The organism is Archangium violaceum (assembly GCF_016887565.1).
Taxonomy (GTDB): Bacteria; Myxococcota; Myxococcia; order Myxococcales; family Myxococcaceae; genus Archangium; species Archangium violaceum_B.
In genome coordinates, this window is the sequence record NZ_CP069396.1 from 12,613,245 (window position 1) to 12,639,181 (window position 25,937).

Annotated in this window: 21 protein-coding genes; 11 read left to right on the forward strand and 10 right to left on the reverse strand. The window is 68.1% G+C overall.

The features are described from left to right. The first annotated feature begins 286 nt into the window (after positions 1 to 286). From JRI60_RS50380 to JRI60_RS50395, 4 genes are all read left to right on the forward strand, one after another. Positions 287 to 2,242, forward strand: a complete 1,956-nt coding sequence (locus tag JRI60_RS50380) for a fascin domain-containing protein (protein WP_204223278.1) — start codon at positions 287 to 289, stop codon at positions 2,240 to 2,242. A gap of 16 nt (positions 2,243 to 2,258) precedes the next feature. Continuing rightward, positions 2,259 to 4,499, forward strand: a complete 2,241-nt coding sequence (locus JRI60_RS50385) for a LodA/GoxA family CTQ-dependent oxidase (RefSeq protein ID WP_204223279.1) — start codon at positions 2,259 to 2,261, stop codon at positions 4,497 to 4,499. Positions 4,500 to 4,540: 41 nt separating this feature from the next. Next, positions 4,541 to 5,668, forward strand: a complete 1,128-nt coding sequence (locus JRI60_RS50390; RefSeq protein WP_204223280.1) for an NAD(P)/FAD-dependent oxidoreductase — start codon at positions 4,541 to 4,543, stop codon at positions 5,666 to 5,668. A 100-nt stretch (positions 5,669 to 5,768) separates the two neighbouring features. Next, positions 5,769 to 6,524, forward strand: a complete 756-nt coding sequence (locus tag JRI60_RS50395; protein WP_204223281.1) for a hypothetical protein — start codon at positions 5,769 to 5,771, stop codon at positions 6,522 to 6,524. A gap of 16 nt (positions 6,525 to 6,540) precedes the next feature. Here the strand turns inward: JRI60_RS50395 and JRI60_RS50400 are convergent, their stop codons facing one another. Both JRI60_RS50400 and JRI60_RS50405 read right to left on the reverse strand, forming a co-directional pair. Further along, a complete protein-coding gene (locus tag JRI60_RS50400; RefSeq protein ID WP_204223282.1) occupies positions 6,541 to 6,738 on the reverse strand; it encodes a hypothetical protein in 198 nt (65 codons plus the stop codon). 85 nt (positions 6,739 to 6,823) lie between these two features. After that, positions 6,824 to 8,341 carry an acyl-CoA synthetase gene (locus JRI60_RS50405; protein WP_204223283.1) on the reverse strand — a complete coding sequence of 506 codons (1,518 nt, stop codon included), beginning with the start codon at positions 8,339 to 8,341 and terminating at the stop codon, positions 6,824 to 6,826. Positions 8,342 to 8,555: 214 nt separating this feature from the next. Here JRI60_RS50405 and JRI60_RS50410 point away from each other — a divergent pair, with 214 nt between their 5' ends. Then, positions 8,556 to 9,911, forward strand: coding sequence for a serine hydrolase (locus tag JRI60_RS50410; RefSeq protein WP_204223284.1), 1,356 nt, complete (start codon positions 8,556 to 8,558; stop codon positions 9,909 to 9,911). A gap of 136 nt (positions 9,912 to 10,047) precedes the next feature. Next, positions 10,048 to 10,515, forward strand: coding sequence for a hypothetical protein (locus tag JRI60_RS50415; protein ID WP_204223285.1), 468 nt, complete (start codon positions 10,048 to 10,050; stop codon positions 10,513 to 10,515). A 10-nt stretch (positions 10,516 to 10,525) separates the two neighbouring features. On the opposite strand, the gene JRI60_RS50420 is transcribed toward JRI60_RS50415, so the two are convergent. Both JRI60_RS50420 and JRI60_RS50425 read right to left on the reverse strand, forming a co-directional pair. Then, entirely contained in the window at positions 10,526 to 11,557 is a 1,032-nt protein-coding gene (locus JRI60_RS50420; RefSeq protein ID WP_204223286.1) for a synaptic vesicle VAT-1 family membrane protein, read from the reverse strand. A gap of 131 nt (positions 11,558 to 11,688) precedes the next feature. Beyond that, positions 11,689 to 12,717 (reverse strand): hypothetical protein, encoded by a 1,029-nt coding sequence (locus JRI60_RS50425; RefSeq protein ID WP_204223287.1) that lies wholly within the window; start codon positions 12,715 to 12,717, stop codon positions 11,689 to 11,691. A 132-nt stretch (positions 12,718 to 12,849) separates the two neighbouring features. On the opposite strand from JRI60_RS50425, the gene JRI60_RS50430 reads away from it, so the two are divergent. Then, complete coding sequence (locus JRI60_RS50430; protein ID WP_204223288.1) at positions 12,850 to 14,667, forward strand: acyl-CoA dehydrogenase; 1,818 nt, start codon at positions 12,850 to 12,852, stop codon at positions 14,665 to 14,667. 263 nt (positions 14,668 to 14,930) lie between these two features. Further along, positions 14,931 to 15,743 (forward strand): M57 family metalloprotease, encoded by an 813-nt coding sequence (locus tag JRI60_RS50435; protein WP_204223289.1) that lies wholly within the window; start codon positions 14,931 to 14,933, stop codon positions 15,741 to 15,743. Between the two features lie 71 nt (positions 15,744 to 15,814). On the opposite strand, the gene JRI60_RS50440 is transcribed toward JRI60_RS50435, so the two are convergent. The 4 genes from JRI60_RS50440 to JRI60_RS50455 all read right to left on the reverse strand — a co-directional run bounded on the left by JRI60_RS50440 (position 15,815) and on the right by JRI60_RS50455 (position 18,794). Then, entirely contained in the window at positions 15,815 to 16,210 is a 396-nt protein-coding gene (locus JRI60_RS50440) for a VOC family protein (RefSeq protein WP_204223290.1), read from the reverse strand. Between the two features lie 84 nt (positions 16,211 to 16,294). Continuing rightward, entirely contained in the window at positions 16,295 to 17,167 is an 873-nt protein-coding gene (locus tag JRI60_RS50445) for a helix-turn-helix domain-containing protein (protein WP_204223291.1), read from the reverse strand. A 3-nt stretch (positions 17,168 to 17,170) separates the two neighbouring features. Then, the gene (locus JRI60_RS50450; protein WP_239470207.1) at positions 17,171 to 18,415 is read right to left on the reverse strand and encodes an amidohydrolase family protein; all 1,245 of its coding nucleotides are present in this window, start codon (positions 18,413 to 18,415) and stop codon (positions 17,171 to 17,173) included. A gap of 184 nt (positions 18,416 to 18,599) precedes the next feature. Next, positions 18,600 to 18,794 carry a hypothetical protein gene (locus JRI60_RS50455; protein WP_204223293.1) on the reverse strand — a complete coding sequence of 65 codons (195 nt, stop codon included), beginning with the start codon at positions 18,792 to 18,794 and terminating at the stop codon, positions 18,600 to 18,602. Positions 18,795 to 19,012: 218 nt separating this feature from the next. On the opposite strand from JRI60_RS50455, the gene alr reads away from it, so the two are divergent. Then, a complete protein-coding gene (gene alr, locus JRI60_RS50460; protein ID WP_204223294.1) occupies positions 19,013 to 20,218 on the forward strand; it encodes an alanine racemase in 1,206 nt (401 codons plus the stop codon). A 1,352-nt stretch (positions 20,219 to 21,570) separates the two neighbouring features. Here the strand turns inward: alr and JRI60_RS50465 are convergent. Further along, complete coding sequence (locus JRI60_RS50465) at positions 21,571 to 21,744, reverse strand: hypothetical protein (RefSeq protein WP_204223295.1); 174 nt, start codon at positions 21,742 to 21,744, stop codon at positions 21,571 to 21,573. 40 nt (positions 21,745 to 21,784) lie between these two features. Further along, entirely contained in the window at positions 21,785 to 22,546 is a 762-nt protein-coding gene (locus tag JRI60_RS50470; RefSeq protein WP_204223296.1) for a DUF2381 family protein, read from the reverse strand. A 281-nt stretch (positions 22,547 to 22,827) separates the two neighbouring features. On the opposite strand from JRI60_RS50470, the gene JRI60_RS50475 reads away from it, so the two are divergent. Beyond that, a complete protein-coding gene (locus tag JRI60_RS50475; protein ID WP_204223297.1) occupies positions 22,828 to 23,883 on the forward strand; it encodes an alpha/beta fold hydrolase in 1,056 nt (351 codons plus the stop codon). Positions 23,884 to 23,972: 89 nt separating this feature from the next. Next, positions 23,973 to 25,916, forward strand: a complete 1,944-nt coding sequence (locus tag JRI60_RS50480; RefSeq protein ID WP_204223298.1) for an esterase/lipase family protein — start codon at positions 23,973 to 23,975, stop codon at positions 25,914 to 25,916. Positions 25,917 to 25,937 lie beyond the last annotated feature (21 nt).

Genomic DNA, 25,937 nt, shown 5'->3' on the forward strand with positions numbered 1-25,937 from the left:
GTCGGACGAACCGCAGGGGCACGTCGGCTGACACGTCATCGACGCTGGCTGACATGTCAGAAACGCCGACGACAGGTCCTTTCCCTGGCCGTGGGCCCGAGGAATCGTGGCCAGGAAGGCCTGCTCTCCCTCTGAGCGTGAGGTTGGAGCAGAAACCTCCCTTATGAGAGGCATGGTTGTTGCTGAGCCCTGGTCCACGGGGGCCGCACACCTCGATGAGGCACCGTCTTCCCTTCCCAAGGAGACGTGAGTCCCCCGGTGGCGTTTGCAACCACAGGAAACACAGATGAAAATGGTCCCCATACCCTCGTCGCGTCTCCGTCGAAGTTCCCTCCTCGCCTTCGGCGCATTGCTGGCGGCACTGCAGGCGTCGCCCAGCTTCGCACAGAGCACCGTCACCACACCCGCACTCCCCACCGCCCCCACTCCCCAGCCGAGTGCCCTCAACAATGGCAGTCAGGCGGAAGCGTCCAAATACTACAAGGAGATCTCCGCGAAGCTGGGCATTCTCACGCCAGCGACGATTGAAACGCAGGCCAACCTGAAGGTGCTGCTGAACTACCTCGGGTATCAGGACCTGTCCCCCGAGGACGCTGAATTCGCGACGCCCGCGTCGTTGATGGAGCCGGCCCCGCCGAAGCCCGGCAATGGCTTGCAGGTGTTGTCCCCCGGGAGCAAGGTGACGCTCCAGGCGGATACGGGCTCGTTCTTCTCCCGCTGCAACAATTGCCAGCCGTCCGTGAACAACGGTGCTCCGGACTCCATCACCACCCACATCACCAATGTGAACACCGCGCCCTTCGCGGTGTTCGAGGTGGTCGACGCGGGCAACGGGAAGATCGCCCTCAAGGCGGACACGGGCAAGTTCGTGGCCCGGTGCAGGGGCTGCATCATTGGAGGAAGCGCACCGGACTTCCTGACGGTCCACGTGGCCGGCACGACTCCGCCGGAGTTCGCCAGGTTCACCCCGGAGCTGCTGCCCAACGGAAAGATCGCCTTCAAGGCGGACACAGGCAAGTACGTGAACCGGTGCCGCGGCTGCTCCACCAGCGCCTCCGTTGACACGGTCACCATCAACGCCACCGCCCCCAAGACCGATGCCACGGCCCAATGGACCGTCGTCTCGCGCAGCCCGGCGCCCACCCCCTCCACTCCCGCCCTGAAGAAGGGAGAGATCCTCGTCTCCCGCTTCTTCGCGCCGAAGATCGTCAACTTCTCCGTGGCTCCCGCGCAGCGGGAGGTCGGCTGGCGCCGGCTGGTGCGCATCAACTCGCGCCCTGGCTCCGAGGCGAAGAAGCACTTCGTGGAGAGCGCCTGGATCCTCTTCAACCACTTCACCAAGCCCCCCACCCACAGCCCCTTTGGCGGCACCAACGTGCCCCTGTCGCCGAAGAACGGCTCCGTCAACACGCAGGTGGCCCTGATCACCCACTGCGCGGCCGGCCAGACCGCATGCGAGGCCGCGGAGCTCAACAGCATCTACTGGATGGACTTCGGCGCCTCGGAGAAGGGCTACAAGCTCTCCTACCAGCTCGACGCCTTCTTCGATGCCGGCTCGCTCCCTGGCAGCGCCCCCTACTTCGTCCCCAATGGGTGTGACACCTGCCACGGCTCGCTGCGCGGCAATGCCGTGCTCAACCACCTCGACACCGACCACTGGTTGGACCGCATCACGGATGGGGACTTCCCCGCCCTGAACAAGCCCGATGCGCCCCCCGCGCTCTTCGACGCGGGCAAGGACGTCAAGTCGGCCCAGTACGCCGCGGCCTTCGCCGTGCTGCGCCAGCTCAACCAGGAGGTCGCGACCATGCAGCAGCGCGTGAACGCCAATGGCTTCCACCTCGCCGCGAACAAGAAGTGGCTGGACCTCCACAAGACCTCGGTGGCGCCGGAGCCGGACCTCACCAAACGCGCCTTCGCCTTCTTCAACACGGGCCATCCGCTCAAGAAGGACCGCAAGCCCACCCCGGGCCCCCTGAACTGGACGTCGAGCGCCGAGGACAAGGAGTTGCTCGGCCTGATGAACAAGTATTGCTACCGCTGCCACGGCGCCATCCGCTACGACCTCTTCAGCAAGGACATGGTCGCCGATCAGAGCAGCCCCATCCTCGACCGGCTCGAGCCCAATCCCACGCAAGCGAAGATCATTGGTTTCAAGATGCCCGTGGACCGGGAGATGAGCCCCCAGGACAAGAAGCGAATGATCGAGCTCATCGAGAAGCTGTACGACCAGACCCACTGATTCAGAGGAACACACCATGCCCCGTTACTTTCGCATCCATCCCTCCGTGGGCGTCGCCCGCGTCGGCAACTCCCCGGACGAGTACTTCGTCGGTCCCGAGCGTCCCAACCAGCCCCCCAACTTCGACATCACCCAGAAGAAGTTCCTGCCCTTCAAGGACAGTCAGGGCCGCGTCAAGCGGCAGGCGGCCCGCTTCCGCGTCTTCGAGTACACGATGCAGAACGGCGTGCTGACCCCCCTGCGGGAAGTCACCCCGGGCAGCTGCGACGTCACCAGCATCAAGTGGAACGTCCACCTGGCCAACCGCAAGGCCGCCTTCTTCATGTTCGACGGACAGGATGGGGCGGACAATGGCGTCTGGAAGGGGGGCGTGCGCAATGCGCATGTCCAGGGCGCGGCCGAGCGCGAGCGGCTGCTCGTCATCAACCCCGGGCTCAAGTCCATCTCGGGCCGGAACCAGCCGCCCGTGCCCTTCACCAACCCGAACAAGAACATCCCCATCGCATCCCTGGGCGAGCTGCGCACGGATGAGAATGGCAACCTGCTCGTGCTGGGCGGGCTCGGCGAGGCCAACAAGATCGCGAAGGCCGGACTCATCAACGACTACGTGAACAATGATTCCTGGTTCGACGACATGTCGGACGGGCCCGTGAGCGCGGAGATCACCTACACGGAGGCAGGCAAGGCCCAGACGGCGAAGCTGGAGGGCACCAACGGCGCCTGGCTGCTGGTGGGGCCGCCGGATTTCGGGCCCTCGGTGACCAACGTCGTGCGCCTGTTCGACACCATGTGGGACGTGGCGGTGCGCTTCCCCGAGGTGCCGCTGCCCAACACCGACGGCCTCTTCAACCAGGGCCTGCTGGCCCGGCTCAAGCAGCAGCGCGCGGACTGGAACGCGGCAACCAATTCCTTCCAGAAGTACAAGCCTTCCTTCCGGCAGGAAGTGTTTCCCATCCTCGAGCATGCGCTGGGGCACCGCCATGTCCACAACCCCGAGGCCTCCAAGTCCTTCCATGCCTCCCTCGCGGGCGTGGAGCAGGATATCGGCACGGTGGCATCGGCCAAGGGCAAGCGCCTGCGCAAGACGATCTTCAACTACCTGCGTGACCCCGCCAGCGCCACCATCGAGCCCCTGCTGATGCCCAAGGGGCTGGGCGACTTCTACTCGGACGACGCGCCCGAGGAGGGGATGGACACGAGGGGCTACTTCATGACCCTCACCAAGGTGCAGTTCGCGGTGCTCAAGCGCTGGGCCGAGGGAGAGTTCGAGGAGGATTGGAACGCGGCGCTGGCCCATGCCATCGACCCGGCCATCACCGCCGAGGGGCTCGATCGGGCCTCGCTGGAGAACGGCGTGGGCGGCCCCTTCTTCCCCGGCATCGACTGCAGCTGGATGGTGCGCCGGCCCGAGCTGTACGCGGCTCCCTTCCGCATCAAGCACTCGGGCGTGGCGTACCCCACCACGGCGAAGCTGCCCATCGGCCCGGGGTTCTTCTCCCAGCAGATGGCGCTGCCCTGGCAGGCGGACTTCTACCAGTGCAAGAAGCAGTTCTTCGCCCCCAAGTCCTTCACGAAGAACACCTTCGAGGGCGACGGCATGTACCACATGTGGTGGGCCGCGCACCGTCCAGATGACGTCTACGCGAAGAAGGGAGACTTCCAGATGGTTCCCTGGACTCGCGCCCTGGATACGGTCGCCGAGCTCGAGGCCCTGAAGCCGGAGATCAAGAACAGCGCGCCCGAAGGCACCTCCCCCGTCGAGATGGCCATGTACATCCAGATGCAGAAGAACTGGTGGCAGCTCGGCTTCGTCATCAACGAGGGCGACGTGCATTTCGAGACCCAGGAGCGCAGCGCACCGACAGGGGTTGCCTCCGTGCGGAACGCGACCCGGATCAGGCTCAAGTCCTGGAAGACGGACTACCTGCAGCGCACCGACGCGGCTCAAGGCGTCACCACCGCGACCAGCGGGGCCGGCACGGAGTGGATCGTGGAATGGGTGAGCAACAACACGCTCAAGCTCAAGTCGTCGAAGGGAGACTACCTGCAGCGCGCCGACGCGGCTCAAGGCGTCACCACCGGGACCACGGGGGCCAACACGGTGTGGATCATCGAGGCCAACACCGACAAGTTCACGTTGAAGTCCGCGAAGGGTGACTGCCTGCACCGGCCCGATGCGGCTCCCAGTGTCACCACCTGGGGTGATGGCATCGGCAACCTGTGGCAGATCGAAGTGCTGGCGTCCGCCAAGGTCTGACCCTCATGACCACCGCTCCCACCTCCACCCCAGAGGACTCGATGAACCCCATTTCCTCCGACACGCGGGACCCGCGAGCCTCCCATGGAGTCGTGGTGGTGGGAGGCGGCGTGGCGGGCCTGAGTGCCGCCCTCACCCTGGTGAGGGCGGGCGTCTCCGTCTGCGTCCTGGAGCGCACGGACTACTCACCCTGGCGCCCCGGGGAGACCCTCTCCCCGGTGGCCTACGCCGAGCTACAGCAATTGCTGGCACCCGAGCCGTTGGAGACAGAGGGCTTCCTGGCGTCGCATGGCCTGGAAGCCGTCTGGGGCTCGGAGCAGCCTCATCACCACTCCTTCCTCACCAACCCCTACGGGGGTGGCTGGCATGTGGAGCGCCGGCACCTGGATGCGCTGCTGGCCCGCCGCGCTCAGGCGCTCCAGGTGCCGCTGTGGCAGCGAACCTGTGTCACCCACCTGGAGCGTGAGGGGCACGGGTGGCGGGTGCTAGCCAGCACGCCCCAGGGTCCGCTGGAGCTGCGATGCGAGGCCCTGGTGGATGCGACCGGGCGCTCGGCCCAGGTGGCACGGCACTGCGGCGTGCGGCGCCGCGACCGGGACGCGTTGTGCAGCGTGTCGGCGATCGTGGACAGGCCGCCAGGCTTCCAGGAGCAGCAACTGGTGGTGGAGGCCACGTCCGTGGGCTGGTGGTACGCCGCGCCGCTGCCCCAGGACCGCCTCATCCTCACGCTGCTGAGCGATATGGATGTGTTGACGCGCCATGGTGCCTTCCAACCGGCGGGATGGAGCGCGCTCTTCTCCACCACCCGGCACCTGGCCGACAGGATGGGCCAGCTTCCGGCGGTGGGGCGGCTGCATGTCCGCCGCTGCGAGACGAGCAGTCTGGAGCAGTCGGCGGGGGCGGACTGGGTGGCGGTGGGGGACGCCGCGGCCATGTGGGATCCGCTCTCCTCGAGCGGCATCCTCAAGGGGCTGCGCACCGGGCGCGAGGCGGCGCGGGCCCTGTGTGCCACGCTGGGAGGAGATGGCGGAGCGCTGAAGCAGTACGCCCGGCAGCGGGATGAGGAGTTCAACCGCTACCTGTCCGCGCGCCAGGCGCACTACGCCCTGGAGCAACGCTGGGCGGGAGAGGACTTCTGGCGGCGCCGGCTGGACGCAACGGGGATATGAGCTGGGAGAACCCAACAGGACCCGTCACTCACCTTGACTCACGGAGTCAAATCCGCTCCCCTGTACGTGCGTGAAGCGCGCATGCACGAAGGGACAGCACTTGGCGAACGAGAAGACAGACAAGGACGGTGGAGCGGGGCCGTTCCAGCTCGGCAGGAGCTACGACGAGGTAGGACCGGACCTGGGCAGCCTCCACGAAGCGAGGCATGAGGGCACGGGCAGGGCGGCACTGACGCTGCTGCCCGGAGAGCGCGTGGACTGGCAACCCGAGGGCCCCTGGCGGGTGCGGCTGTCCTGCGAGCCGGAGCAGCCCTCGGTGACGCTGGAGGTGGAGCAGGCGCCCGCCTCGGCTCAGGTGACGGAGCTGGCGAACATCCTCGTGCTGATGAGCGCCGCGGTCGAACGCGTGGAGGGCAACCCCCAGGTGCGGGCCCACCTCGCGCAGCGGAGGGTGAGCCCCCGGAAACGGTGGGGTCCGCGTACCGTCGTGGCCCTCGCCGTACTCGCGCTGGGCCTGGGTGTCTGGTCCCATCTGGCGAGCAATCCCGAACGCCTGGAATCCAGCTCGTCCGGAATGGGCGTCAGGAGACCGTCACAGGCCGATGCACCGGGTTTGATCGACACGGATGATTCGGAGGCAGCGCCCATCACCTATCCGCTGCCCTGGGAGCCTTTCCGCAACCAGGCGAAGGCTCCCTGCCGGACCAGGTCGGGTGAAGTCGAGATCAACGGTGGCTGCTGGGTGGAGCTCGCTCGGCGACCGCCCTGCACCGATATCCAGGCCGAGTACCAGGGCAAGTGCTACATGCCCGTCTCGAAGGACCGGGGCCGTCCGCCCCAGTCCGTCGACCCCTGAGCGCGCGGGAGCAGACTCACTCGACCGTGCAGGTGTCCTCGCAAATGCAAGCGCCCCCGGAGCGATAGCACTTGATGACGCAGGTGCACTCCGAATCGAGGCAGTAGTTCGGACACGTGGAGGCGGCTTCCGCCTCACGGGTGGAAAGTCCTCCCACGACGCCTCCGACCACGACGCCCAGGACAAAGACAACCTTCACGATTCCCTTGCGCATGATGCCCTCCTTCAGGATGGACTCGACGAAGTGGTGAGTGCCGCTCTCCACTCTCCGCGAGGAGGGAGAGATTAGCACAACCGGCTCAAGCCGGAGCGCCGTGCTGGGCCGAGAGCGAGCGCCGGTCGACCTTCCCCGCACTGGTGCGCTGCAGGGCCGCCAGGAAACGGACCGAGCGGGGCTGCTTGTAGCGGGCGAGCCGGCCCTGGCAGAACTCGAGCAACTTCGCCTCGGTGAGGTCCGCGCCGGGCCGCATCACCACGAGCGCCCGGGGCACCTCGCCCCACTTGGGGTCGGGCACGCCAATGACGCATACCTCGGAGACCTCGGGGTGGGCGGCGAGCACGTTCTCCACCTCGGAGGGGTAGATGTTCTCTCCGCCGGAGATGATGAGGTCCTTGCTGCGTCCGATGATGGTGAAGCACCCGTCCGCGTCGCGCCGGGCGAGGTCTCCGGTGTGGAGCCAGCCGCCCGCGAAGGTCTTGGCTGTCTCCTCGGGGCGGCGCCAGTAGCCGGCGCACAGGTGGGGCCCGCGCAGGAGCAGCTCCCCCTCCTCACCATCACCCTCGAGGCGCGCCTCCACATGGAACAGGGGCACGCCGACGGCGCCGGGCTTGCGGCGCACATCGCCCGAGGGGAGCCAGAAGTTGTTGGGCCCGGCCTCGGTGAGCCCGTAGCCCGTCTTGAAGTCCACCCCGCGAGCGAAGAAGCGCTCGAAGACGGGCTGGGGGCACGGGGCGCCGCCGCTGATGAGCAACTTGAGACGGGAGAAGTCCACCGAGTCGAAGCGCGGGTGGCGCTGCATCTCGATGAACATGGTGGGCACGCCGAAGAAGAGGTTGATGGCGCCGCGGTGGATGAGGTCGAAGACCTGCTCGATGGAGAAGGAGCGGGCGACGATGGTGGTGCCGCCCACGTAGACGAGGGGCGTGGTGAAGACGTTGAGGCCGCCGGTGTGGAAGAGGGGCGCGTTGAGCAGCGCGGTGTCGCCGGAGGAGAGACCCCAGCTGACGACGGTGTTGGCGGCGTTGGCGGTGATGGAGCGGTGGGTGAGGATGGCGGCCTTGGGGATGCCGGTGCTGCCGCCGGTGTAGCAGAGCACCCAGGGATCCTCGGGCTCGATGTCCACGGTGGGCAGCGGTGCATCCGAGAGGGAGTCACGGCGGCTGAACGGGATGTCCTCGGGGCGCGAGGCGGGCGCCTCCAGGTGGACGAAGTGCCGGACGCTGGAGGCGAGAGGGCGGACGGCCTCGACCTGGGACTGGAAGTCGGGGCCGTGGACGAGGACGACGGGCTCGGCGTCGGAGAGGAGGGCGGCGAGCTCGGAGGAGCTGAGGCGCCAGTTGAGGGGCTGGAGGACGGCACCGAGCTTGCCGCAAGCGAAGAGGAGATCGAGGAACCCGGTGCAGTTCATGGCGAGCACGGCGACGCGGTCGCCGCGGCGGACACCGAGGACATCGTGGAGCAGACGGGCGGTGCGATTGGCGGAGGAGTTCCACTCGCGCCAGGAGATGGGACGGTCGCCGTGGAGGGCATCGATGAGGGCGGTGCGCTCGGGGGCGAGGGAGGCGCGGCGGGCGAGCCAGTCGTGAACGATGGGCACGAGACACTCCGAGAACAACCCCTCTCCCTTCGGGAGAGGGACGGGGTGAGGGTAGATCGGATCCCAGGTTGGACCCTCTCCCTCTGGGAGAGGGACGGGGCGAGGGTAGACCGGACCCACTCGGGAAGAAACCCGTCCCCGTTCCCCCGCCCCACGAGCGTCGCTGGGCCGGAGACGCCACCCGGAATACCGTACACCCCCACCCGGAGTCCCGATGCGATTCCCCGCGCTCTACCTCGCCCTGCTGCTGACGACAACCGCCGCGGCCAAGCCACAGGCCCCAAATCCCATCTCCCCCACCCGTTCACGCAGCCTGGAAACCGAGCTGCTGCGAGCGGTACGCGAGGTGGGCTTCGACCAGGTGCGCGACTGGAGACACAAAGGCGAGCGCATCGCGCACATGCCGAACGTGGACGTAGCGGTCATCGAGCTGGACGCTGAGGGTCGGCCAGTGGCGGCGGCGAACGTGCTGCTGTCGAGGGACTACCCGAAGGGCCGGGCGGTGCCCATCGAGGCGCGGACCCTGGGGACGAAGGCGGTGCGCTTCACGAAGTGGGACCTGGAGCGCTGGGACGGCAAGAAGGGCTGGGCGGACGCACCGGCGGAGGACGATCTGGTACCGAGGCGGACGAAAGCGCCCATGCGCTTCATGGCGCCCTACCCCGCGTCACTCTTCAAGATCCTCATCGCGTACCGGGTGCTGCGGCTGGTGGACCGAGGGGAGCTGACGCTGGACACGCCGTATCGCTTCATGAGGGACACGGAGGACAAGGGCGAGCGGCGACTGCGGGGCTGGCTGGAACCGATGATCGTCGAGTCGGACAACGGCTCGACGGAGGCGCTGGTGAAGCTGCTGCACGAGCGGGGGGCGATGGAGGGATTGAACGCGGAGTACGCGGCACTGGGGTTGGGGACGCTGCAGGTGAACGGGACGTCACCGGTGACGGGGAGGAACTGGCAGCCGGGGAGCATCCACATGACGGCGCTGGACACGGCGAAGCTGTTCCTGCTCATCGAGGGAGGACCGGGAGTGCTGTGGAGGACGCCGGAGGGGCGCGAGGTGAAGGCGACCGAGCTGTCCGAAGCGTCGAGGACGTTCCTGAAGAGACTGCTGGCGGACCAGGGGTACGCGGAGGGCCTGAGCTCGACGCTGGTGTGCGGAGACGCGAATGCGCGGCCGGGGCTACCGGTGGCGGTGCCGGCGAGGTGGCTGGCGGAGGACGGGGCGGCGACGGTGGGGAGCACGGCATTCAAACGGGACACGCGGCCGTGCAACGCGGTGGCGGAGGTGGAGTTCCTGCACAAGACGGGGCAGACGGAGAACTACGGGAGCGACGCGGGAATCGTGCGGGCGCTGCCGGGCAAGGAGCCCAGGCACTACGTCATCGCGTTCCTGTCGAACCTGGGCTACCGCTACTACGACGAGGGTGTCGCGAGCACGGCGAACTTCGAGGACGAGGAGAACGGCTTTCCGGGGACTGTGACGGCGATCGGCTTCACACAGAGCATCGCGGAGTTGGGTCGCCACATCGACGAGGCAATCAAGCGGCGGGGTCTTGTGAAGCAGTAGCCCTAAGGGAAGAGCAGCCAACGAGGAGGCATTGCTCCAAAACCCCACCGCAGCAGTCACCTCGCGGGACATGACGATTCGGGTTGTCATGAGGAGTGAGACTCGGCTATCTGGCCTGTCGAGGCAGGAGGGAGCCATGGACGAGGAGTCACTCCGAAGGAAACTGGCCGCCATCGAGTCACTCTTCGCCGGGGCAGCAACCTCGGGAGAGAGGGAGGCAGCTGAAGCCGCGCGTGAACGCATCCTCGCCAGGTTGAAGGCCGCCACCGAGGCGCAGCCCGCAGTGGAGTACAAGTTCTCGCTGGGGGACGAATGGCAGCGCAGGCTGTTCGTGGCCCTGTTACGCCGGTATGGCCTGGAGCCCTACCGTTACCGGGGGCAGCGACACACCACCGTCATGGTGCGGGTGCCCAAACGTTTCGTCGACGAGACACTCTGGCCTCAATACCAGCAGCTCGCCGCAACCCTGCGTGGCTGGTTGGACGAAGTGGCCGAGCGAGTCATCCGTGAGGTGCTTCAAGCGGAAGGAGGCGGCGTCGAGGAGAAGACAGCCAGACCCCAGTTGGGACCTGGTGGAAGCGGGCCAGCAACACCTTCTGTTTGAACACATCACATTACGGCACCAGCACGAGCTTGCCCACGGTGGAACCCGACTCCAGCGCGCGGTGCGCCTCGGCGACGCGGTCGAGTGCGAACCGGGTGACGGGCGGCGCGGTGATGCGGCCCTCGTCCACCCACGCGAGCAACCGCCCCATGGCCTCGGCGAGCACGTCCCGCTGCTCGAAGAGATAGGACAGGTTGAAGGCCATCACGCTCGCGTTCTCGTTGGTGAGCGAGAGCGGGTCGAAGCGGGGAGTGCGCAGGAAGTCCGCGGCGAGCTTCATCCAGTTGGGCCGCCCGCCCTCGCGCGGCAGCATGGAGTGGAAGCCGTAGATGACGAGCTTGCCCGGGCGGGCGAGGTGCTTGTAGCTCTCGCGGAGCGTCGAGACGCCATTGGCATCGAGCACCACGTCATAGCCACGGGGAGCGGCCCGCTCGGCGGCGCGCCAGAGATCCTCGCGGCTCTTGTCGATGACGACCTCCGCGCCGAGGGCCCGCGCCGTCTCCACCTTGTGACTGGAACCGACGACGCCCACGCTACGGCAGCCGGCGATGCGCCCCAGTTGCAGCAGCGCCCCGCCCACACCGCCCGCCGCCGAGTGCACGAGCAACGTATTCCCCGGGCGTGGGTGGGCCAGTTCGAAGAGGGCGTAGTACGCGGTGAGGAAGACGGTGGGAAAGCCAGCGGCCTGGGCCATGTCGAAGCGCGCGGGCAGCGAGAACACCTGGTGCCGGGGCACGGCGACATGGGTGGAGTAACCCCCGAAGAGGGTAACACCGAACACCCGGGCACCCGGCGTCAGGTCCGTGACGGCCGAGCCCACCGAGGACACGGTGCCAGCGAACTCGAAGCCCGGGGTGATGGGCCAGCCAACGTACTCCTTCGCCGAGGCATACAGTCCCATGCGGATGACACAGTCGGCGTAGTTGACGCCGATGGCCTCCGTGGTGACGACAACCTCATCGGGAGCGGGAAGTGGGTCCGGCTGCGTCTGGAGCGTGAGCCGGTCGTAACCACCGGCACGGGGAATGACCACCTTGCGCATGGTCCAGACATACCCCTCCCCTCGCTCGCCGGACTCCTGAAAAGAGGGGGACCTCCCGGGCGCGCTTTTCCTCAACTGGTCTGACTGTCAGACCAGTTCGCGCGAAGCGCGACCGGACCCCCGACCTTCGCTCAGCCCTGGGTGCCCGACCCGCCATCGTCGAACGGAAGCGCCACGGTGGCGGAAGTCCCGGCCTCCTGCTGCTCGGTCACGGGAGCTGACGTCGCGACGGCCTCTTCATCGAACGGAAGCGCCACGGGCTGTGCCACCTGCCCCTGGGCGGCAATGGGAGACGGCTCACCCTGGGCCCGCGCGGACACCGGAGCCTCCGCTCCGCCCTCGGCCACGGATACACCCTGTTCCACGGGAGTCGGAACGGCCGCCTGCTCCGCGACAATCACAGAAGGCTCGCCCGCCACCGGCTCCGCCGCACTCGAGCCCGCGACCTCGGCGGCCAGCTCGGGCACCAGGTGGGCGATGTCATCCAGACTGGCGAGGAACGAGTCCCCTCCTGAGTCTCCGAGGCCCGCCCCGCCCTCCTCCAGATTCGCGATGTCATCCAGGCTGGCGAAGAACGTCTCCGCGCCAGGGTCGCTGTAAGCCTCCTCGGCTTCCTCGATGCCGTAGGACTCCTCGACGCCGCCCGCCTCCTCGAGCTCCGACTGGAGCGCGGAGAGCTCCGCCTGCATCCAGTCGTCCTCCCCGGCGACGGCGTCGGACCCCGCCTTCACGGCAGCCGCCTCGGCCTGCTCCGCCGCGACACGCTCCGCCCGGGCCATCGCCGCGTACGCACTCGCCCGCGCCAGCTGCGCGAGCAGGACGCCCGAACCCGCCTCGGCGCCCGGGAGCAGGTCCTTCTTCGCGTCCGCGCCTCCCTTCAGGTCCACGAGCTCGCGCTGGGTGGTCTCGTATCCATCGGCGAGCGTCAGCTTCGCGCGCAGCTCCGTGCTCTGGCGCTCCTGCGCGGCGCGCTCCGCCTCGAGTGCCTCCAGCTCGGCCTGGTGCTGGGCATTGAGTGCCTCCAGCACCTCCTCCTCGGACTTCGGCTCCGTGTCCTCGGTGCCGATGGGCTTCTCGACGGCATCGACGCGCCGCTGCCCCTGGATGAGGCCAGGGGTCTGGACGAAGGGGTTGAAGCTTCCAATCCTCCGGATGCTCATGGACGGGTCCTCACTGGGCACACGGCGGGTGCCTCGTTCAGGGATTGTCGCAGCAAGACGGCCCGGGTTGCGACCCCCCCTGAAAAACGTAGGCTTCCCCTACCCACACTCCCCGTACATCCGGAGGCCGAGATGTCATCCGTGCCCATCCACTACAAGCACAACCTGCGAGACCTGTACTTCAACCTCTTCGAGTTCCTGGACATCGGCCGGACATCCCTGGGCAAGGCGCCCTTTGGGGACTTCGACGAGACGGCGGCGCGGCAGACGCTGGAGACGTTCGCCGAGGTGTGCCTGAAGGAGATGGCACCGAGCTTCGCCGAGCCCGAGCACAACCCGCCCCGGCTGGAGGAGGGCACGGTGAAGATGCCTCCGGGGCTCAAGCAGGCGCTGACGGCCTACTACGACGCGGGGATGCACCAGCTGGAGCTGCCGGTGCCCCTCGGGGGCATGGGGGCACCGCCCTCGCTGGGCTGGGCCGCCTTCGAGCTGGTGGCGGGCGCCAACCCCGCCGTGGCCTTCTTCATGCTGGGCGGCATCCTGGCGCGCGTCATCGACAAGCTGGGCTCCGAGGCGCAGAAGAAGCGCTTCCTGCCCACGATGACGGACCGGCGCTGGGTGGGCACCATGGTGCTCACCGAGCCGGATGCGGGCAGCGACGTGGGCGCGGGACGCACCAAGGCACGCCAGGCGGCGGACGGCACCTGGGAGCTCGAGGGCGTGAAGCGCTTCATCACCAGCGCGGAGGCGGACATCGCGGAGAACATCGTCCACATGGTGCTGGCGCGGCCCGAGGGCGCGGGCCCCGGGACCAAGGGCCTCTCGCTCTTCATCGTCCCCAAGTACTGGGTGGAAGAGGACGGGAGCCTGGGCGAGCGCAACGGCGTGGTGTGCACGAAGCTCGAGGAGAAGATGGGGCTGAAGGGCTCGGTGACGTGCGAGCTGACCTTCGGTGACGGCAGGCCCGCGCGCGGGCTGCTGCTGGGCGAGGTGCACGACGGCATCCGCCAGATGTTCCACATCATCGAGCAGGCACGCATGGCCATCGGCATCAAGTCCATGGCCACGCTGTCCACCGCGTACCTCAACGCGCTGGAGTTCACCAAGGAGCGCAAGCAGGGCGCGGACCTGATGAACGCGCGCGACGCCAAGGCCCCGCGCGTCACCATCCTCCAGCACCCGGACGTGCGGCGGATGCTCATGGCGCAGAAGGCACATGCCGAGGGCATGCGGGCCCTCTGCCTCTTCGCCGCCTCCATCCAGGACCAGGTCTCCATCAAGGGCGGGCACCGGGCGCTGGAGGCCGCCGAGGACGACGCGCTCAACGACCTGCTGCTGCCCCTGGTGAAGGGCTACTGCTCGGAGAAGGCCTACGAGCTGCTGGCGCTGTCGCTGCAGTGCCTGGGCGGCTCGGGGTACCTGAAGGACTACCCGATGGAGCAGTACATCCGGGACCAGAAGATCGACACGCTCTACGAGGGCACCACGCACATCCAGGCGCTCGACCTGCTGATGCGCAAGGTGGCGCGCGATGGCGGGGCCACGCTGCAGCGGCTGCTCGGGCAGGTGCGCGCGACGGTGGAGTCGAACGAGGGCGGCGAGGAGCTGAAGGCCGAGCGCGAGGCGCTGGGCCGTGCGCTCTCCGACACGGAGACGATGCTCGGCACGCTGATGGGGAAGCTGGGCGAGTCCGTCTACCACGTGGGCCTGCAGGGCAACCGGGTGCTGATGGCACTGGCGGAGCTCATCATCGGCTGGCTGCTGGTGCGGCACGCGGCGGTGGCCCAGGAGCGCGTGAAGGACAACCCGGGCGACAAGGCCTTCTACTCGGGCAAGGTCGCCAGCGCGCGCTGGTTCTGCCGCGAGGTGCTGCCGGGACTGGCCCATGCCGCGCGCATGGTGGAGCACGGCACGCTGGACCTCATGGAAGTGCCCGAAGAGGCCTTCTGACTCCCGGGCTGCCTCGCCTGCCTTCATTTCGGACAGGGGGCTGTCGCGCCTCAGGACACCTCGGCGGACTTCTCAAGCTCCCATTTTCCAAGGGAAAAAGCGCCGGGGTGTCAAAACTTTTGACATTCAACGACATTGACGCATGGAGTCTTGGGGCACCACCGTGCCTCACGAGGGGTCACGCAACAGGCGGGAATCACTGAGCCATCGGCGCTGGCACGGCGGCTGCTTTGGGAGGGTCCATTCCGTCGAAAGGATCTCCGATGCTCAAGTCTCGTTCCGTCGCGTTGCTGGCTGGTGTGACCCTCCTTGGAACCGCGTGTGGTGGCTCCGACGAGTCCACGACTCCCGAGCCCATGATGTCGTGGGAGGAGTTCCGCGCGAACGTCTTCCAGGAGCCCGAGAGCGGCGCCTTCATCTACGCGGGTGACCAGAAGGCGGACAGCGAGCAGGAGCTGCGCGACGCGTACCAGCAGATGGCCAACGGGGACGTGGGCCAGCTCGGGGGTGCCCTGGCCGTGTACAGCACGGGCGGCAAGGACATCAAATGGACGGCGAGCCAGGCGCTCAACATCACCTACTGCGTGAGCACGAAGTTCGGGAGCAACTACAGCAAGGTGGTGAGCTCCATGAACACCGCGACGGGCGCCTGGGAGGGCGCGGCCAAGGTGAACTTCGTCCACGTGTCGGCGCAGGACAGCAACTGCACCAGCCGTAACGGCAACGTGGTGTTCGACGTGAACCCGGTGAACGTGGGAGGCCAGTACCTGGCGCGCGCGTTCTTCCCGAACTCGAGCCGCAACAGCCGCAACGTGCTCATCGACAACTCGGCCTTCCAGCCGAGCGCGCCGGGCCTGGACGGGATTCTGCGGCACGAGCTGGGCCACACGCTCGGTTTCCGCCACGAGCACACCCGCCCCGAGGCGGGCGCGTGCTACGAGGACGCGCAGTGGCGTGCGCTGACGCCGTACGACAGCAGCTCGGTGATGCACTACCCGCAGTGCAACGGCACCAACACGTGGAACCTGACGCTGACGAGCCTGGACAAGCAGGGCGCCGGCATCCTCTACCCGTAATCCAGGTGGCGCTCGCGCCGGGCTGAAGAGGACCACGGGCGGCTCCGGACAGGGGCCGCCCGTCGTCGTCTTCACGGAGCGGGGCGGTAGGTGCCGAAGCTCCAGACGTGGCCCTCGGGGTCACGCGCGGCGTACTCGCGGCTGCCGTAGTCGGTGTCATGGGGCTCCATGACGATGACCGCGCCAGCGGCCCGCGCCCGGGCACAGTGGGCGTCCGGGTCGCGCACGTGGACGTAGGGGGCCATGGGGCCCGAGCCGCCGAACACGTCTTGCTTGAGGCTGCCCAGCATGAGGATGCCGTTGCCGAAGCGCAGCTCGGCGTGGGCGATGGTGTCGTTCGGGCCGGGCACCACCATGTGCGACTCGAAGCCAAAGGCCTGGGCCAGCCACTTCAGGGCGGCGGGCGCGTCCTTGTAGCGCAGGCAGGGGTAGAAGGTTGGGGCGGTCTCGGGACTGGACGAGGTCATGGCGGTCTCCTGAGGTATCGAGAGGAAACTAAACCCGGGCAGCGCGACCGTATTGGACGGATTTGACCTCGGCCCGGGGACGGCTCAGACCCCGCTCATTCCCGAGGGGTCCGCCATCCGCTGACGCAGGAACTCCCCGGGGCTGGAGCCGGTGAACTGGCGGAACTCGCGAATGAAGTGGGCCTGGTCGTAGTAGCCGAGCGAGAGCGCGAGCGAGCCCCAGTCCGGCCTGGCACCGGCCTTCAGCTGGCGGATGACTCCGTCGAAGCGGCAGATGCGGGAGAACAGCTTGGGCGGCACGCCCACGTGCTCGCGGAAGCGGGCGATGACGTGCTTGTGGCTGTAACCGAGCTCCTCGGCGAGCGTGCCCGCCTCCACGCGGCCGCCGGTCTCGACGAGCCGGCGCACGGCCCAGTCGACCCACTCCGGCACCGAGCGCGCCGCCTGGATGCGGGTGGCGATGAGCCGATCGAGCAGGTCGAAGCGAGCCTCCCAGCCGGGGAGTCCGAGCAGCTGCTCCCGGAGCAGGGGGCCGTCGGAGCCCATGACGTCCTCGAGTCCCACCACCCGGTGGGCCAGCTCGTCCATGGGGAGCCCGAAGAACAGACGCCCGCCGAGCGGCGTGAAGTTCACCTGCAGGCCGGACATGGTGCCTGGGGTCTCGGTGAGGGAGTACGTGTCGTGCAGGCCGGCGACGAAGCCAGCGGTGTGCCGCGCCACCAGCGAGCCGTCACGCGAATCGAGCAGATGCAGGGGCGGCCCGAAGTCGATGATGAGCACGACCTGGGGCGCGGAGAGCTCGCGGCGGCGCAGAGGATGAGGGGTCTTCTCGAAATAGCCGCAGTAGTCGCGCACATAGCCCGACAGGCGCGGGTCGGGCTGGCCGAGCGCCAGCATCCAACCGCCGTTCGGCGAGTCCTGACGCACGACCTGGACGCGAGGGCTGGGCGCGAGCATGTCCTACCGCCGGTACACGGTGCCGTTCTTCATGACGAAACGTACCCGCCGGAGCGAGGAGATGTCCTGGGTGGGATCTCCCTGGACGGCGACGAGGTCGGCGAGGAGGCCCTGCTTCACCTGGCCGATGCGGTCCTCCATGTGGAGCATGCGAGCGTTGACGGAGGTGGCGGCCTTGAGGGCCCGCGCGGGGGGCATGCCGTAGGCGACCATCAACTCCAACTCGCGGGCGTTGTCCCCGTGGGCGAAGACCCCCACGTCACTGCCGTTGCAGATCTGCACCCCCGAGTCGAGGGCGGCGCGGAAGCTGGCGCGCTTCTGCTGGATGGAGGCAGGCTCGGGGTCGGAGCCCTTCTTCCAACCGCCGTACTGCTGGATGGCGTCACCGGCGGCGAGCGTGGGGCAGAAGAAGACGCCGTACTGGGCCATGAGCTTGAAGACCTCCGGGGTGCCCCCATCCCCGTGCTCGATGGTCTCGACCCCGGCGAGCACGGCGCGACGCATGCCCTCGGCGGTGCTGGAGTGGACGACGACGGGGCGGCCACCGTCGCGAGCGGTCTGGACGACGAGCTTCAGCTCCTCGAGAGAGAAGGTGGGGAGCGCCTCGCCCCTGGGGCCCCAGCGGTAGTCGCCATAGACCTTGATCCAATCAGCGCCCCGGCCCATCTGCCCGCGGACGGCGCGGATGAGGGCATCGGAGCCATCGGCCTCCTCGGCGCCCTGGGGGACGTGCCACTCGGGGGCATAGCCCTTGGGTGCGTAGGAGCCGGTGGCGACGATGGCGCGGGTGGTGGCGAGCACGCGAGGCCCGGGGATGATGCCCTGCTGGATGGCCTGCTTGAGACCCACGTCGGCGTCGGCGGCGCCCTCGGTACCGAGGTCGCGCACGGTGGTGAAACCCGCGAGCAGGGTGTCGTTGGCATGACGGGTGGCGCGGGCGACGCGGAGCGCGAGCGACTCTCGGAGCACCTGATCATTCCAGGACGTCTCGTTGTAGGGGTGCAGGAGCAGGTGCGAGTGCCCCTCGATGAGACCGGGAAGGAGGGTGGTGCCGGGCAGGTCGATGCGCTCGGTTCCCGAGGGAGCGGTCACCTGGGCGGCGGGGCCGACGGCGGCGATGCGGTCACCGCGAACGAGCACGACCCAGCCCTCCTGGGGCTTGTCGGAGACGCCGTCGAAGACGCGCGCGGGACGCAGCAGGAACGAGGTGGAGGGAGCCGTGGGAGCCGAGGCCTGTGCGGACGCCATGGGAGGCACGACACAGAGGATCGCGACGAAAAGGGCGGGCAGGTGGCGCATGGTGGGCGAGGAGCGGGTCGAGTAACGAGCCAGCGACCTATCACAAGTAAGCCCGCTCCCCCTCCACCTCCCTCTCCCACCGGGAGAGGGTCGGGGTGAGGGTACCCGTCACCGTGCGCCACCCCGAGGGCCCCTACTCGTCCTCCTCGATGGAGGAAGCATCCTTGCCAAAAGGAGGAGCGAACACACCGGAGAGCTGCCGTTCCTTGAGCTCCTTGTCGCGCTCGAGGTCGGCGTAGGTCATGCCGGGGGACTCGGGACCGGGGCGTTGGGCCTCGTCCTCGGAGTGCCCGCGAAAACGAGAGGAGAGCTTCTGCCAGAGGCTCATGAGGGTGTCTCCCATGCGGCGAGGGGCCGCGTACGCGGAGAAGATGGGACGCCGGAGCGAAGCGTGAGGAGGTGAACCGAGCGAGCCCCTTCCGCGCGGAGCATCATGCGCTCCCATGCCTGGAAGCTCGGAAGGCACGTGCAAAGCGGCGGACTTTGACGCAGAACGCGAGAGGCGAACGAGAACGCGCCGGTGGCGCGAGGACGGACAGGCGTCAGATGCACGAAGTGACTGCGGGAGCATCGGGGAAGGTGGCGTCGTGGTTGGAGCTGTCGGCGGGAGCACTCGCCGCGAACGTGACCACGTTGCGCAAGCTGTCCGCGGACGCGGGAGGGCCGAGGGCGCTGGGCGCAGTGCTGAAGGGCAACGCGTACGGACACGGCCTGACGCAGATGCTGCCGCTGGTGCACCCGCTGGTGGACGTCCTCTATTTCATCACCCCTGGGGACGCGCTGACGGTGCGGGCCCTCGAGCAGGCGCGGGGCCTGCCGCGCAAGCAGGTGTTGGTGATTGGCGCCATGGACGCGGAGGAGGCGGTGGCGCTGGCGCGGGCGGGGGTGGAGGTGGTGGTGGCGGACGGCTCGTGGGAGAACATCGTGGCGGAGCTGCGCCGCGCGAAGCTGGAGCACCCGCTGCGGGCGCACGTGCACGTGGACACGGGGCTGGGGCGCGAGGGCTTCACACCGGGACAGATCGCCGGAGGCGAGCTGGACTTCCTGCGAGAGGCTTCGGACGTGCTGAGGGTGGTGGGGGCGCTGAGCCACTTCGCCAACACGGAGGACGTGACGGAGCAGACCTACGCGGAGACGCAGGTGGATGTCTTCGAGGGAGGGCTGATGGCGTTGCGCGCGAGCCTGCCGGTGCAGGAGCCGTTGCAGCGGCACATGGCGGCGAGCGCGGCGACGCTGGTGCTGCCGAGGGCGAGGTACGACGCGCAGCGGGTGGGCATCTCGCTGTATGGCCTGTGGCCCTCGACGGAGACGAGGCTGTCGGCGAGGCTGGTGCTGGGGCGGGTGCCGGAGCTGAGGCCGGTGTTGTCGTGGCGTTGCCCGAGCCAGGTGGTGAAGTGGCTGCCGGCGGGGAGCTACGTGGGTTACGGCTGCACGTACCGGTGCCCGGAGGCCACGAGGGTGGCGGTGCTACCGGTGGGCTACTTCGACGGCTATCCACGGTTGCTGTCGGGGAAGGCGCACGTGCTGGTGAACGGCCGACGGTGCCCGGTGTTGGGGCGCGTGATGATGAACCACATCATCGTGGACGTGACGAGGGCCACGCACGACGAGCGGCCCCTGACGGCGACGCTCATCGGCAAGGACAGCGACGAGCACCTGCACGTGGAGAACCTGGCGGACTGGGCGCAGACGATCAACTACGAGCTGGCGACGAGACTGGGAGCGCACCTGAGAAGGGTCGTGGTCCCCTGATCGCCAACAACAACAACCCCTCTCCCTTCGGGAGAGGGACGGGGTGAGGGTACCAGGGCCCCGGGTTGAACCCTACCGTTGCATATCCGGGCTGCACCCGAACACAGACATATCCTCGGTGACGGTGGAGCAAACCCAGCCAGGGCCACAGGAATTCAAGTCACCGGGGTCGCACTTGCGAAAGCAGGTGCTGACGGTGGGACTGCCCACGCCGCAGACATTGTCCGAGGGGCAGCTGTCGGAGCGGAGCGGGTTGCAGACGCGAGCGCACCAGAAGACAGCGTGGCCGCGGGACATGCGCATATTGCAGCGCTCGCCCTCGGCGCACGGGTTCTCGCGACAATCCCCCTGGGAGTCCACGAGACATTGATACCGACCCTCCGGAATACGGGTGCAGCGCTGCCCCTGGGGACAGCCGAGGCTCTGACAGTCCGGCGCGCACCCCGGGCCGTTGAGACTGTCGGTACAAACGAAGCCCGAGGCACACTGTACGGAGCCATCGAGTGAACAGGGAGCGGAGCACACCTGGTTCACACAGCGCAGCCCCTCGCGACAGGAGCTGGCGGGCGAGACGGGAAGAGAGTCACACGGCTCACCCTCGCGGCGCTGGCCCTCGGGAGTACAGCGGCGGATGACGGCCCCAGTGGCGCCCGTGGTCACGGGGCGGCACACCGAGCCGGGGAAACAGTGCGAGTCCTCCTCGCACTCGGAGGCCAGGCATTCGAAGCGGCGCGTCTCGCGGTTGGCGACACAGCCCTGACCGGCCGGACAGTCCCCGTCGACACGGCAGCTGCCACAGTCGAGCCCTTCCGCCGTGCGCCGACAGCGCATCGCGGCGGCTGGGAGCCCATCACGTGCGCGCTCCTCGGAGACCGAAGGGAGAATCGAGACGGGAGGAGGGTCGGAGGAGGCCTGGGGCTCGGGCTCGGGAGCAGGCTCGCTCCGTAATACCGGCCGGGAGTGGGCCCAGGGGACGGCGGCGACGATGCGCGAGGCGGAGGAGGCGGCGAAGCTGGCATCGACGACGGAGGCGCCACCGGGGAGGGCGCGATACCGGGGACGTTCGCGGGGGTCCTCGGGGGATGGAGGGAAGAGCCCCTGGAGAAACGGAGCGGGTGAAGCAGTGGCGAGCTGCCAGCAGACGAATACCGCCACACCGACCAGGGTCACCTTGAACGCGACCCGCCTCGAGCGTGTCGGCTCACCCCACATGTCCTGCGCCTCTCATGTCATCCCCTCCGTGACGGCCATTGCATTCACGGTGCGCCAGGCCCCCGGGGGCCCTCCTCCCTCATTGTCGAGGGAGGAGTGACGCGGTTTCCGTACCAGACTTCACATCCGTACCGGGTCCGTCAGCAAGCGTAGGTCGAGCAGCACATGAGGTAGCCACCGTCCTCCGCGCAGCCGCAGGGAAGGCAGTTCCAGCACTCCCTGCCGGTAGCATAGGCGACTCCGCCCCCGATAGAGGCGGCGACAGCAATGGCCAGCAGCCAACGACGCACGTGGGACTTCTTGTTCATTTTCATGACGTCCTCCTTCGGGCTCACCACTGCGGAACGACACCCCTCAGAGCGCGACGCCCTCGGCTGCGCGCGGCTGCAACTCGAATCGGGCCGCCCCATCGCTCGGCAGGGCCCGGGTGACGACGACGAGCCACCCCCACCCTCCGGGCGGGAGCGACACGGGCCCCATGCGGAGGGCCAGCACCTCCACCTCCTCCCCTCCCTCCGCATGCCGCACCCGCACATCGCCGGGCTCCCAGCGCCGCAGCGGGTCCGGGTTGTGCACCCTCACCACGAAGCCGGACAGTCCTCCGGCATGGAACAGCCGCCGCTCCCCCTCGAACCCCGCCCGCGTCCGCGCGAGCTGCTCGGCCCACACCTCGGACACCAGTGACGCCACCTCGCGTGCGTCCGGAGCCGGAGACGGGGTCCGCACGGACCTGGAGACACGCACCTGAACATCCACCTCGGAGGAGCTGGGAGCGAGGACGAAGGGCACCTCGGTCCCATCCGAGAGGACGACCTTCAAGGGCACCCGCTCGCCGTGGGGAAGCGCCTCACGGGGAGTGACGACGAGGAAGCCATTGCCCACCAGCAGGGGCTCGAAGTGTCCATGCCCGTCGTCCTCCAGGCGGGTGCGCACCGCGTCGAGCGCGGTGTCGAAACGGAGTCGCGTCGCCGTCCTGGCGGCCACGCGTACCTCCTCGGTTCCACCCGACACCGTCACGGCCCGGAGCCTCGGCTTCTTCGCCTCCGGCTGCGCCGCTTCCACCGCCCCCACCGCGGAGAGACACATGGCCAGGACGGGCATGACGCGGAGAGTCATCCCGGCGTGTCCTGACCTCATGCGTTACCCAACCTAAGCAGGGGGGAATTTTCTGGGGAGGGCTGAAGTCGGCTTTCCGTGAACCGCCCGACTCCGACGCAAGTACGAGTCTCCCGTGTGAACACGCACGCTCACGCAATGCGTCACGAATCCGCGTGTTTGACCGGCGCGAAAGGCATGGGCTATCAAACCTGAAAAATGAATCAGTCGTCACCTCTCCGCCGGGAGAGGCCGACAGCGCGAGCGCAACGCACGTGCCCAACCCCGAAGGAGCGGCGCAAATGAGCGAACAGGCCCGAGTCGTGGAGCAGCGCAACATCCAGACGAAGCGGCTCACCGTGCACACGCGAGGGACGGGCGCGGAGGGATTTCCCGTGGTGTTCGTGCACGGCAACTGCTCGTCCTCGGCCTTCTTCGAGTCGCTGCTCGAGCGACTTCCCAAGGGGCTGCGCGGCATCGCGCCGGACCTGCGCGGCTACGGCGAGACGGAGCCCCAGCCCATCGACGCCACGCGCGGCATGCGTGACTTCAGCGACGACGTGGCCTCGCTGCTGGACGCGCTGAACATCCAGAAGGCGCTCTTCGTGGCCCACTCGGCGGGCGCGGGCGTGGTGATGCAGCTGGCCATCGACCACCCCTCGCGCGTGGCCGGCCTGGTGCTGGAGGCGCCCGTGTCTCCGTACGGCTTCGGCGGCACGCGCGACGCGGACGGCACGCCCTGCTGGTCCGACTTCGCGGGCTCGGGCGGCGGCACCGCCAACCCCGACTTCGTGCAGCGCCTGGCGAAGAAGGACCGCTCGACGGAGAGCCAGACGTCTCCGCGCAACGTGATGAACGGCTGCTACGTGAAGCCGCCCTTCAAGTCCCCCCGCGAGGAGGCGCTGCTGGACTCGGTGCTGTCCACGCGCATCTCGGATGCGCACTACCCGGGCAACTTCGAGAAGAGCCCCAACTGGCCCGGCGTGGCCCCGGGCACCACGGGGATGAACAACGCCTTCGCGCCCAAGTACTTCAACCTCGGCGCGTTCGCCTCGCTGTCCATCAAGCCGGACGTGCTGTGGATCCGCGGCGCGGATGACGTCATCGTCTCCGACACCTCGCTCTTCGACTTCGGCTACCTGGGCAAGCTGGGCGCCATCCCCGGCTGGCCCGGCGACGACAAGTACCCGCCGCAGCCGATGATCACCCAGACGCGCCGGCTGTTCGAGCGCTACGCCGCCAACGGTGGCCACTTCCGCGAGGAGGTGCTCACGGACACCGGCCACAGCCCCCATATCGAAAAGCCCCAGGAGTTCGAGCGGCTCGCCTTCCCGTTCCTCCTCGAGCACGCCCGCTGAGCGGGTGCTCCGGCGCGCCGGCCCCGCTGGCGCGCCTCCTTCCCTCTCCCCCCACGTCGTAACTCACCTCATGTGTTGATGGAGGTTGTATGAAGACGTCGTTGAAGTTGTCGCTCTCGGCCGCGACCCTGCTCGCCGCCCCCCTGGCCGGAGCCGCGCTGCCCACGGACCTGGCCCCGTATTTCGATACGAACGCCGCGCCGGCGAATACCTACCGGGTCGTCGGGGCGTACACGCCGCCCAGCTGGTCGTGGGGGCAGATCGAGCTGCTCGAGGGCCAGCAGCTCTACCGCACCGAGTACTACAACAAGCGCACGGAGAAGCTGCGCGACCAGGACACCTACCAGTCCTCGAGCTATCCGGTGCGCACGTACTTCGGCTCGCTCAACCAGCAGCTCGTGAACACGTTCAACCTCTATTACAACAACAGCTGTGCCACGACGGCGGGGAGCACCTGTCCGGTGCCGGGTCCCACGCGCCCCGCGGCGCGCTTCGTGCTGCTGCACAAGGGCCCGAAGACGGCGGCGCGCACGTGCAACGTGAACCTGACGCCCACGCTGCTGGTGCACGGCGCCATGCAGGACGGCAACGTGTGGCTCTTCCCCAACGGCAATGACGGGACGGGCAGCGCGTACGGCGGCGCCTCGCAGGTGACGGGCTTCGTGCAGGACCTGGAGAGCAAGAACCGCTGCGTGTACGCGGTCACCTTCGGCTCCTTCCACGGGGACAACTTCAGCCAGGCCATCAACGTGTCCAACGCGGTCAAGCGCGTCAAGGCGCTGCACCCGGGCGTGGCGCGCGTGGACGTGGTGGGGTGGAGCAAGGGCGTGCTGTCGGTGGACGCGTGGCTGAGCAACGCGCCCACGTGGACGGGCTTCAGCACCACGCGCTTCTTCGAGCGCATGGCGGCGGAGCAGGCCAAGGCGGTGCCGGCGTATGACGACTCGGTGCGCACGTATGTGGCGCTGAGCGGTCCGCACCGGGGCATCGACCTGAACTTCCGCCACCCCATCCACACGCTGACCATCGCCAGCACGTCGAACAACGCGCCGGTGGGTCGCGGCCCCATGCCGTGGACGTACTTCTCCGCCTTCCAGTGCGTGAACTGGGGCCCGGACGTGCCCTGGTACAACAACCCCTACGCGGAGAGCGTGTGCGAGGGCTCCGGCGGTACCTGGCCGGACTACTTCCGCCGCATCTACGTCTCCAACATCACCAGCCTGGACTCCACGGGCAAGCCCGTCACCGGCGGCACGCTCAAGACGCTCAACGTGAACCAGGGTGTCTCGTCGACCTCGTTCAACTTCGACGAGTACAACATGAGCATGTTCGGCAGCGTGGACGACACGGGCAAGTACGTGAACGCCTACGTGGGCCAGCTGCAGACGTCGGATGACCTGCGCGGCCTCTACCCCATCCCGGACCGCAGCGCCTCCGAGTGGGACAACGTGGACCAGGACGAGGCGCGCTTCTTCCCGTGGGTGGACCAGAAGCTCGTCTACAACCCGTACAACCCGGCCATCGCGGCGGGCTACCTGAGCAACACGCATACCCAGTGCAAGGCGACCGCGTTCGACCCGGTGGGCAGCCCCTGCTACGCCTACCACGCGTACTACATGAACCAGAACGCCGAGGGTTACGACGCGCTGGGCTACGGCAAGTACCGCATCATCCAGAGCCTGGGCATGGCGGCGGCCAAGGAGATGGGCGGCAAGTTCATCACCCGGCTGTCCGAGCGCGGCCTGGACTCGCGGCTGCCCTCGCTCTACGTGCTGTACGGCACCACGTACGGGGCGAGCACGGACGCGCGCTACGAGACGGACGGCATGACCTGCACCAGCTGCTCGGTGAACGGTGACGGCGTGCTGTTCAACGCGAGCATCGCGGCGGTGAACCAGCTCACCCAGGGCTGGACGTCCACCAAGAAGACCGCGGACGCCAAGCAGGAGGGCGTGCCCTACGGCCACCTGGAGGTGGGTGTCACCCCGGCCGTCTGGGCCAAGATGACCGCCCACTTCGCCTCGCGCGACTGACACAACCCGCCAGGGACAGGC

Excerpts from the sequence above, each read along its gene's own strand:
- JRI60_RS50385 (WP_204223279.1), top strand. The coding sequence starts at position 2,259 with ATGCCCCGTTACTTTCGCATCCATCCCTCCGTGGGCGTCGCCCGCGTC.
- JRI60_RS50440 (WP_204223290.1), bottom strand. The coding sequence starts at position 16,210 with ATGACCTCGTCCAGTCCCGAGACCGCCCCAACCTTCTACCCCTGCCTG.
- alr (WP_204223294.1), top strand. The coding sequence starts at position 19,013 with ATGCACGAAGTGACTGCGGGAGCATCGGGGAAGGTGGCGTCGTGGTTG.
- JRI60_RS50430 (WP_204223288.1), top strand. The coding sequence starts at position 12,850 with ATGTCATCCGTGCCCATCCACTACAAGCACAACCTGCGAGACCTGTAC.
- JRI60_RS50445 (WP_204223291.1), bottom strand. The coding sequence starts at position 17,167 with ATGCTCGCGCCCAGCCCTCGCGTCCAGGTCGTGCGTCAGGACTCGCCG.
- JRI60_RS50390 (WP_204223280.1), top strand. The coding sequence starts at position 4,541 with ATGAACCCCATTTCCTCCGACACGCGGGACCCGCGAGCCTCCCATGGA.
- JRI60_RS50470 (WP_204223296.1), bottom strand. The coding sequence starts at position 22,546 with ATGACTCTCCGCGTCATGCCCGTCCTGGCCATGTGTCTCTCCGCGGTG.
- JRI60_RS50465 (WP_204223295.1), bottom strand. The coding sequence starts at position 21,744 with ATGAAAATGAACAAGAAGTCCCACGTGCGTCGTTGGCTGCTGGCCATT.
- JRI60_RS50420 (WP_204223286.1), bottom strand. The coding sequence starts at position 11,557 with ATGCGCAAGGTGGTCATTCCCCGTGCCGGTGGTTACGACCGGCTCACG.
- JRI60_RS50415 (WP_204223285.1), top strand. The coding sequence starts at position 10,048 with ATGGACGAGGAGTCACTCCGAAGGAAACTGGCCGCCATCGAGTCACTC.
- JRI60_RS50410 (WP_204223284.1), top strand. The coding sequence starts at position 8,556 with ATGCGATTCCCCGCGCTCTACCTCGCCCTGCTGCTGACGACAACCGCC.
- JRI60_RS50475 (WP_204223297.1), top strand. The coding sequence starts at position 22,828 with ATGAGCGAACAGGCCCGAGTCGTGGAGCAGCGCAACATCCAGACGAAG.
- JRI60_RS50435 (WP_204223289.1), top strand. The coding sequence starts at position 14,931 with ATGCTCAAGTCTCGTTCCGTCGCGTTGCTGGCTGGTGTGACCCTCCTT.
- JRI60_RS50380 (WP_204223278.1), top strand. The coding sequence starts at position 287 with ATGAAAATGGTCCCCATACCCTCGTCGCGTCTCCGTCGAAGTTCCCTC.
- JRI60_RS50425 (WP_204223287.1), bottom strand. The coding sequence starts at position 12,717 with ATGAGCATCCGGAGGATTGGAAGCTTCAACCCCTTCGTCCAGACCCCT.
- JRI60_RS50400 (WP_204223282.1), bottom strand. The coding sequence starts at position 6,738 with ATGCGCAAGGGAATCGTGAAGGTTGTCTTTGTCCTGGGCGTCGTGGTC.
- JRI60_RS50455 (WP_204223293.1), bottom strand. The coding sequence starts at position 18,794 with ATGAGCCTCTGGCAGAAGCTCTCCTCTCGTTTTCGCGGGCACTCCGAG.
- JRI60_RS50480 (WP_204223298.1), top strand. The coding sequence starts at position 23,973 with ATGAAGACGTCGTTGAAGTTGTCGCTCTCGGCCGCGACCCTGCTCGCC.
- JRI60_RS50450 (WP_239470207.1), bottom strand. The coding sequence starts at position 18,415 with ATGGCGTCCGCACAGGCCTCGGCTCCCACGGCTCCCTCCACCTCGTTC.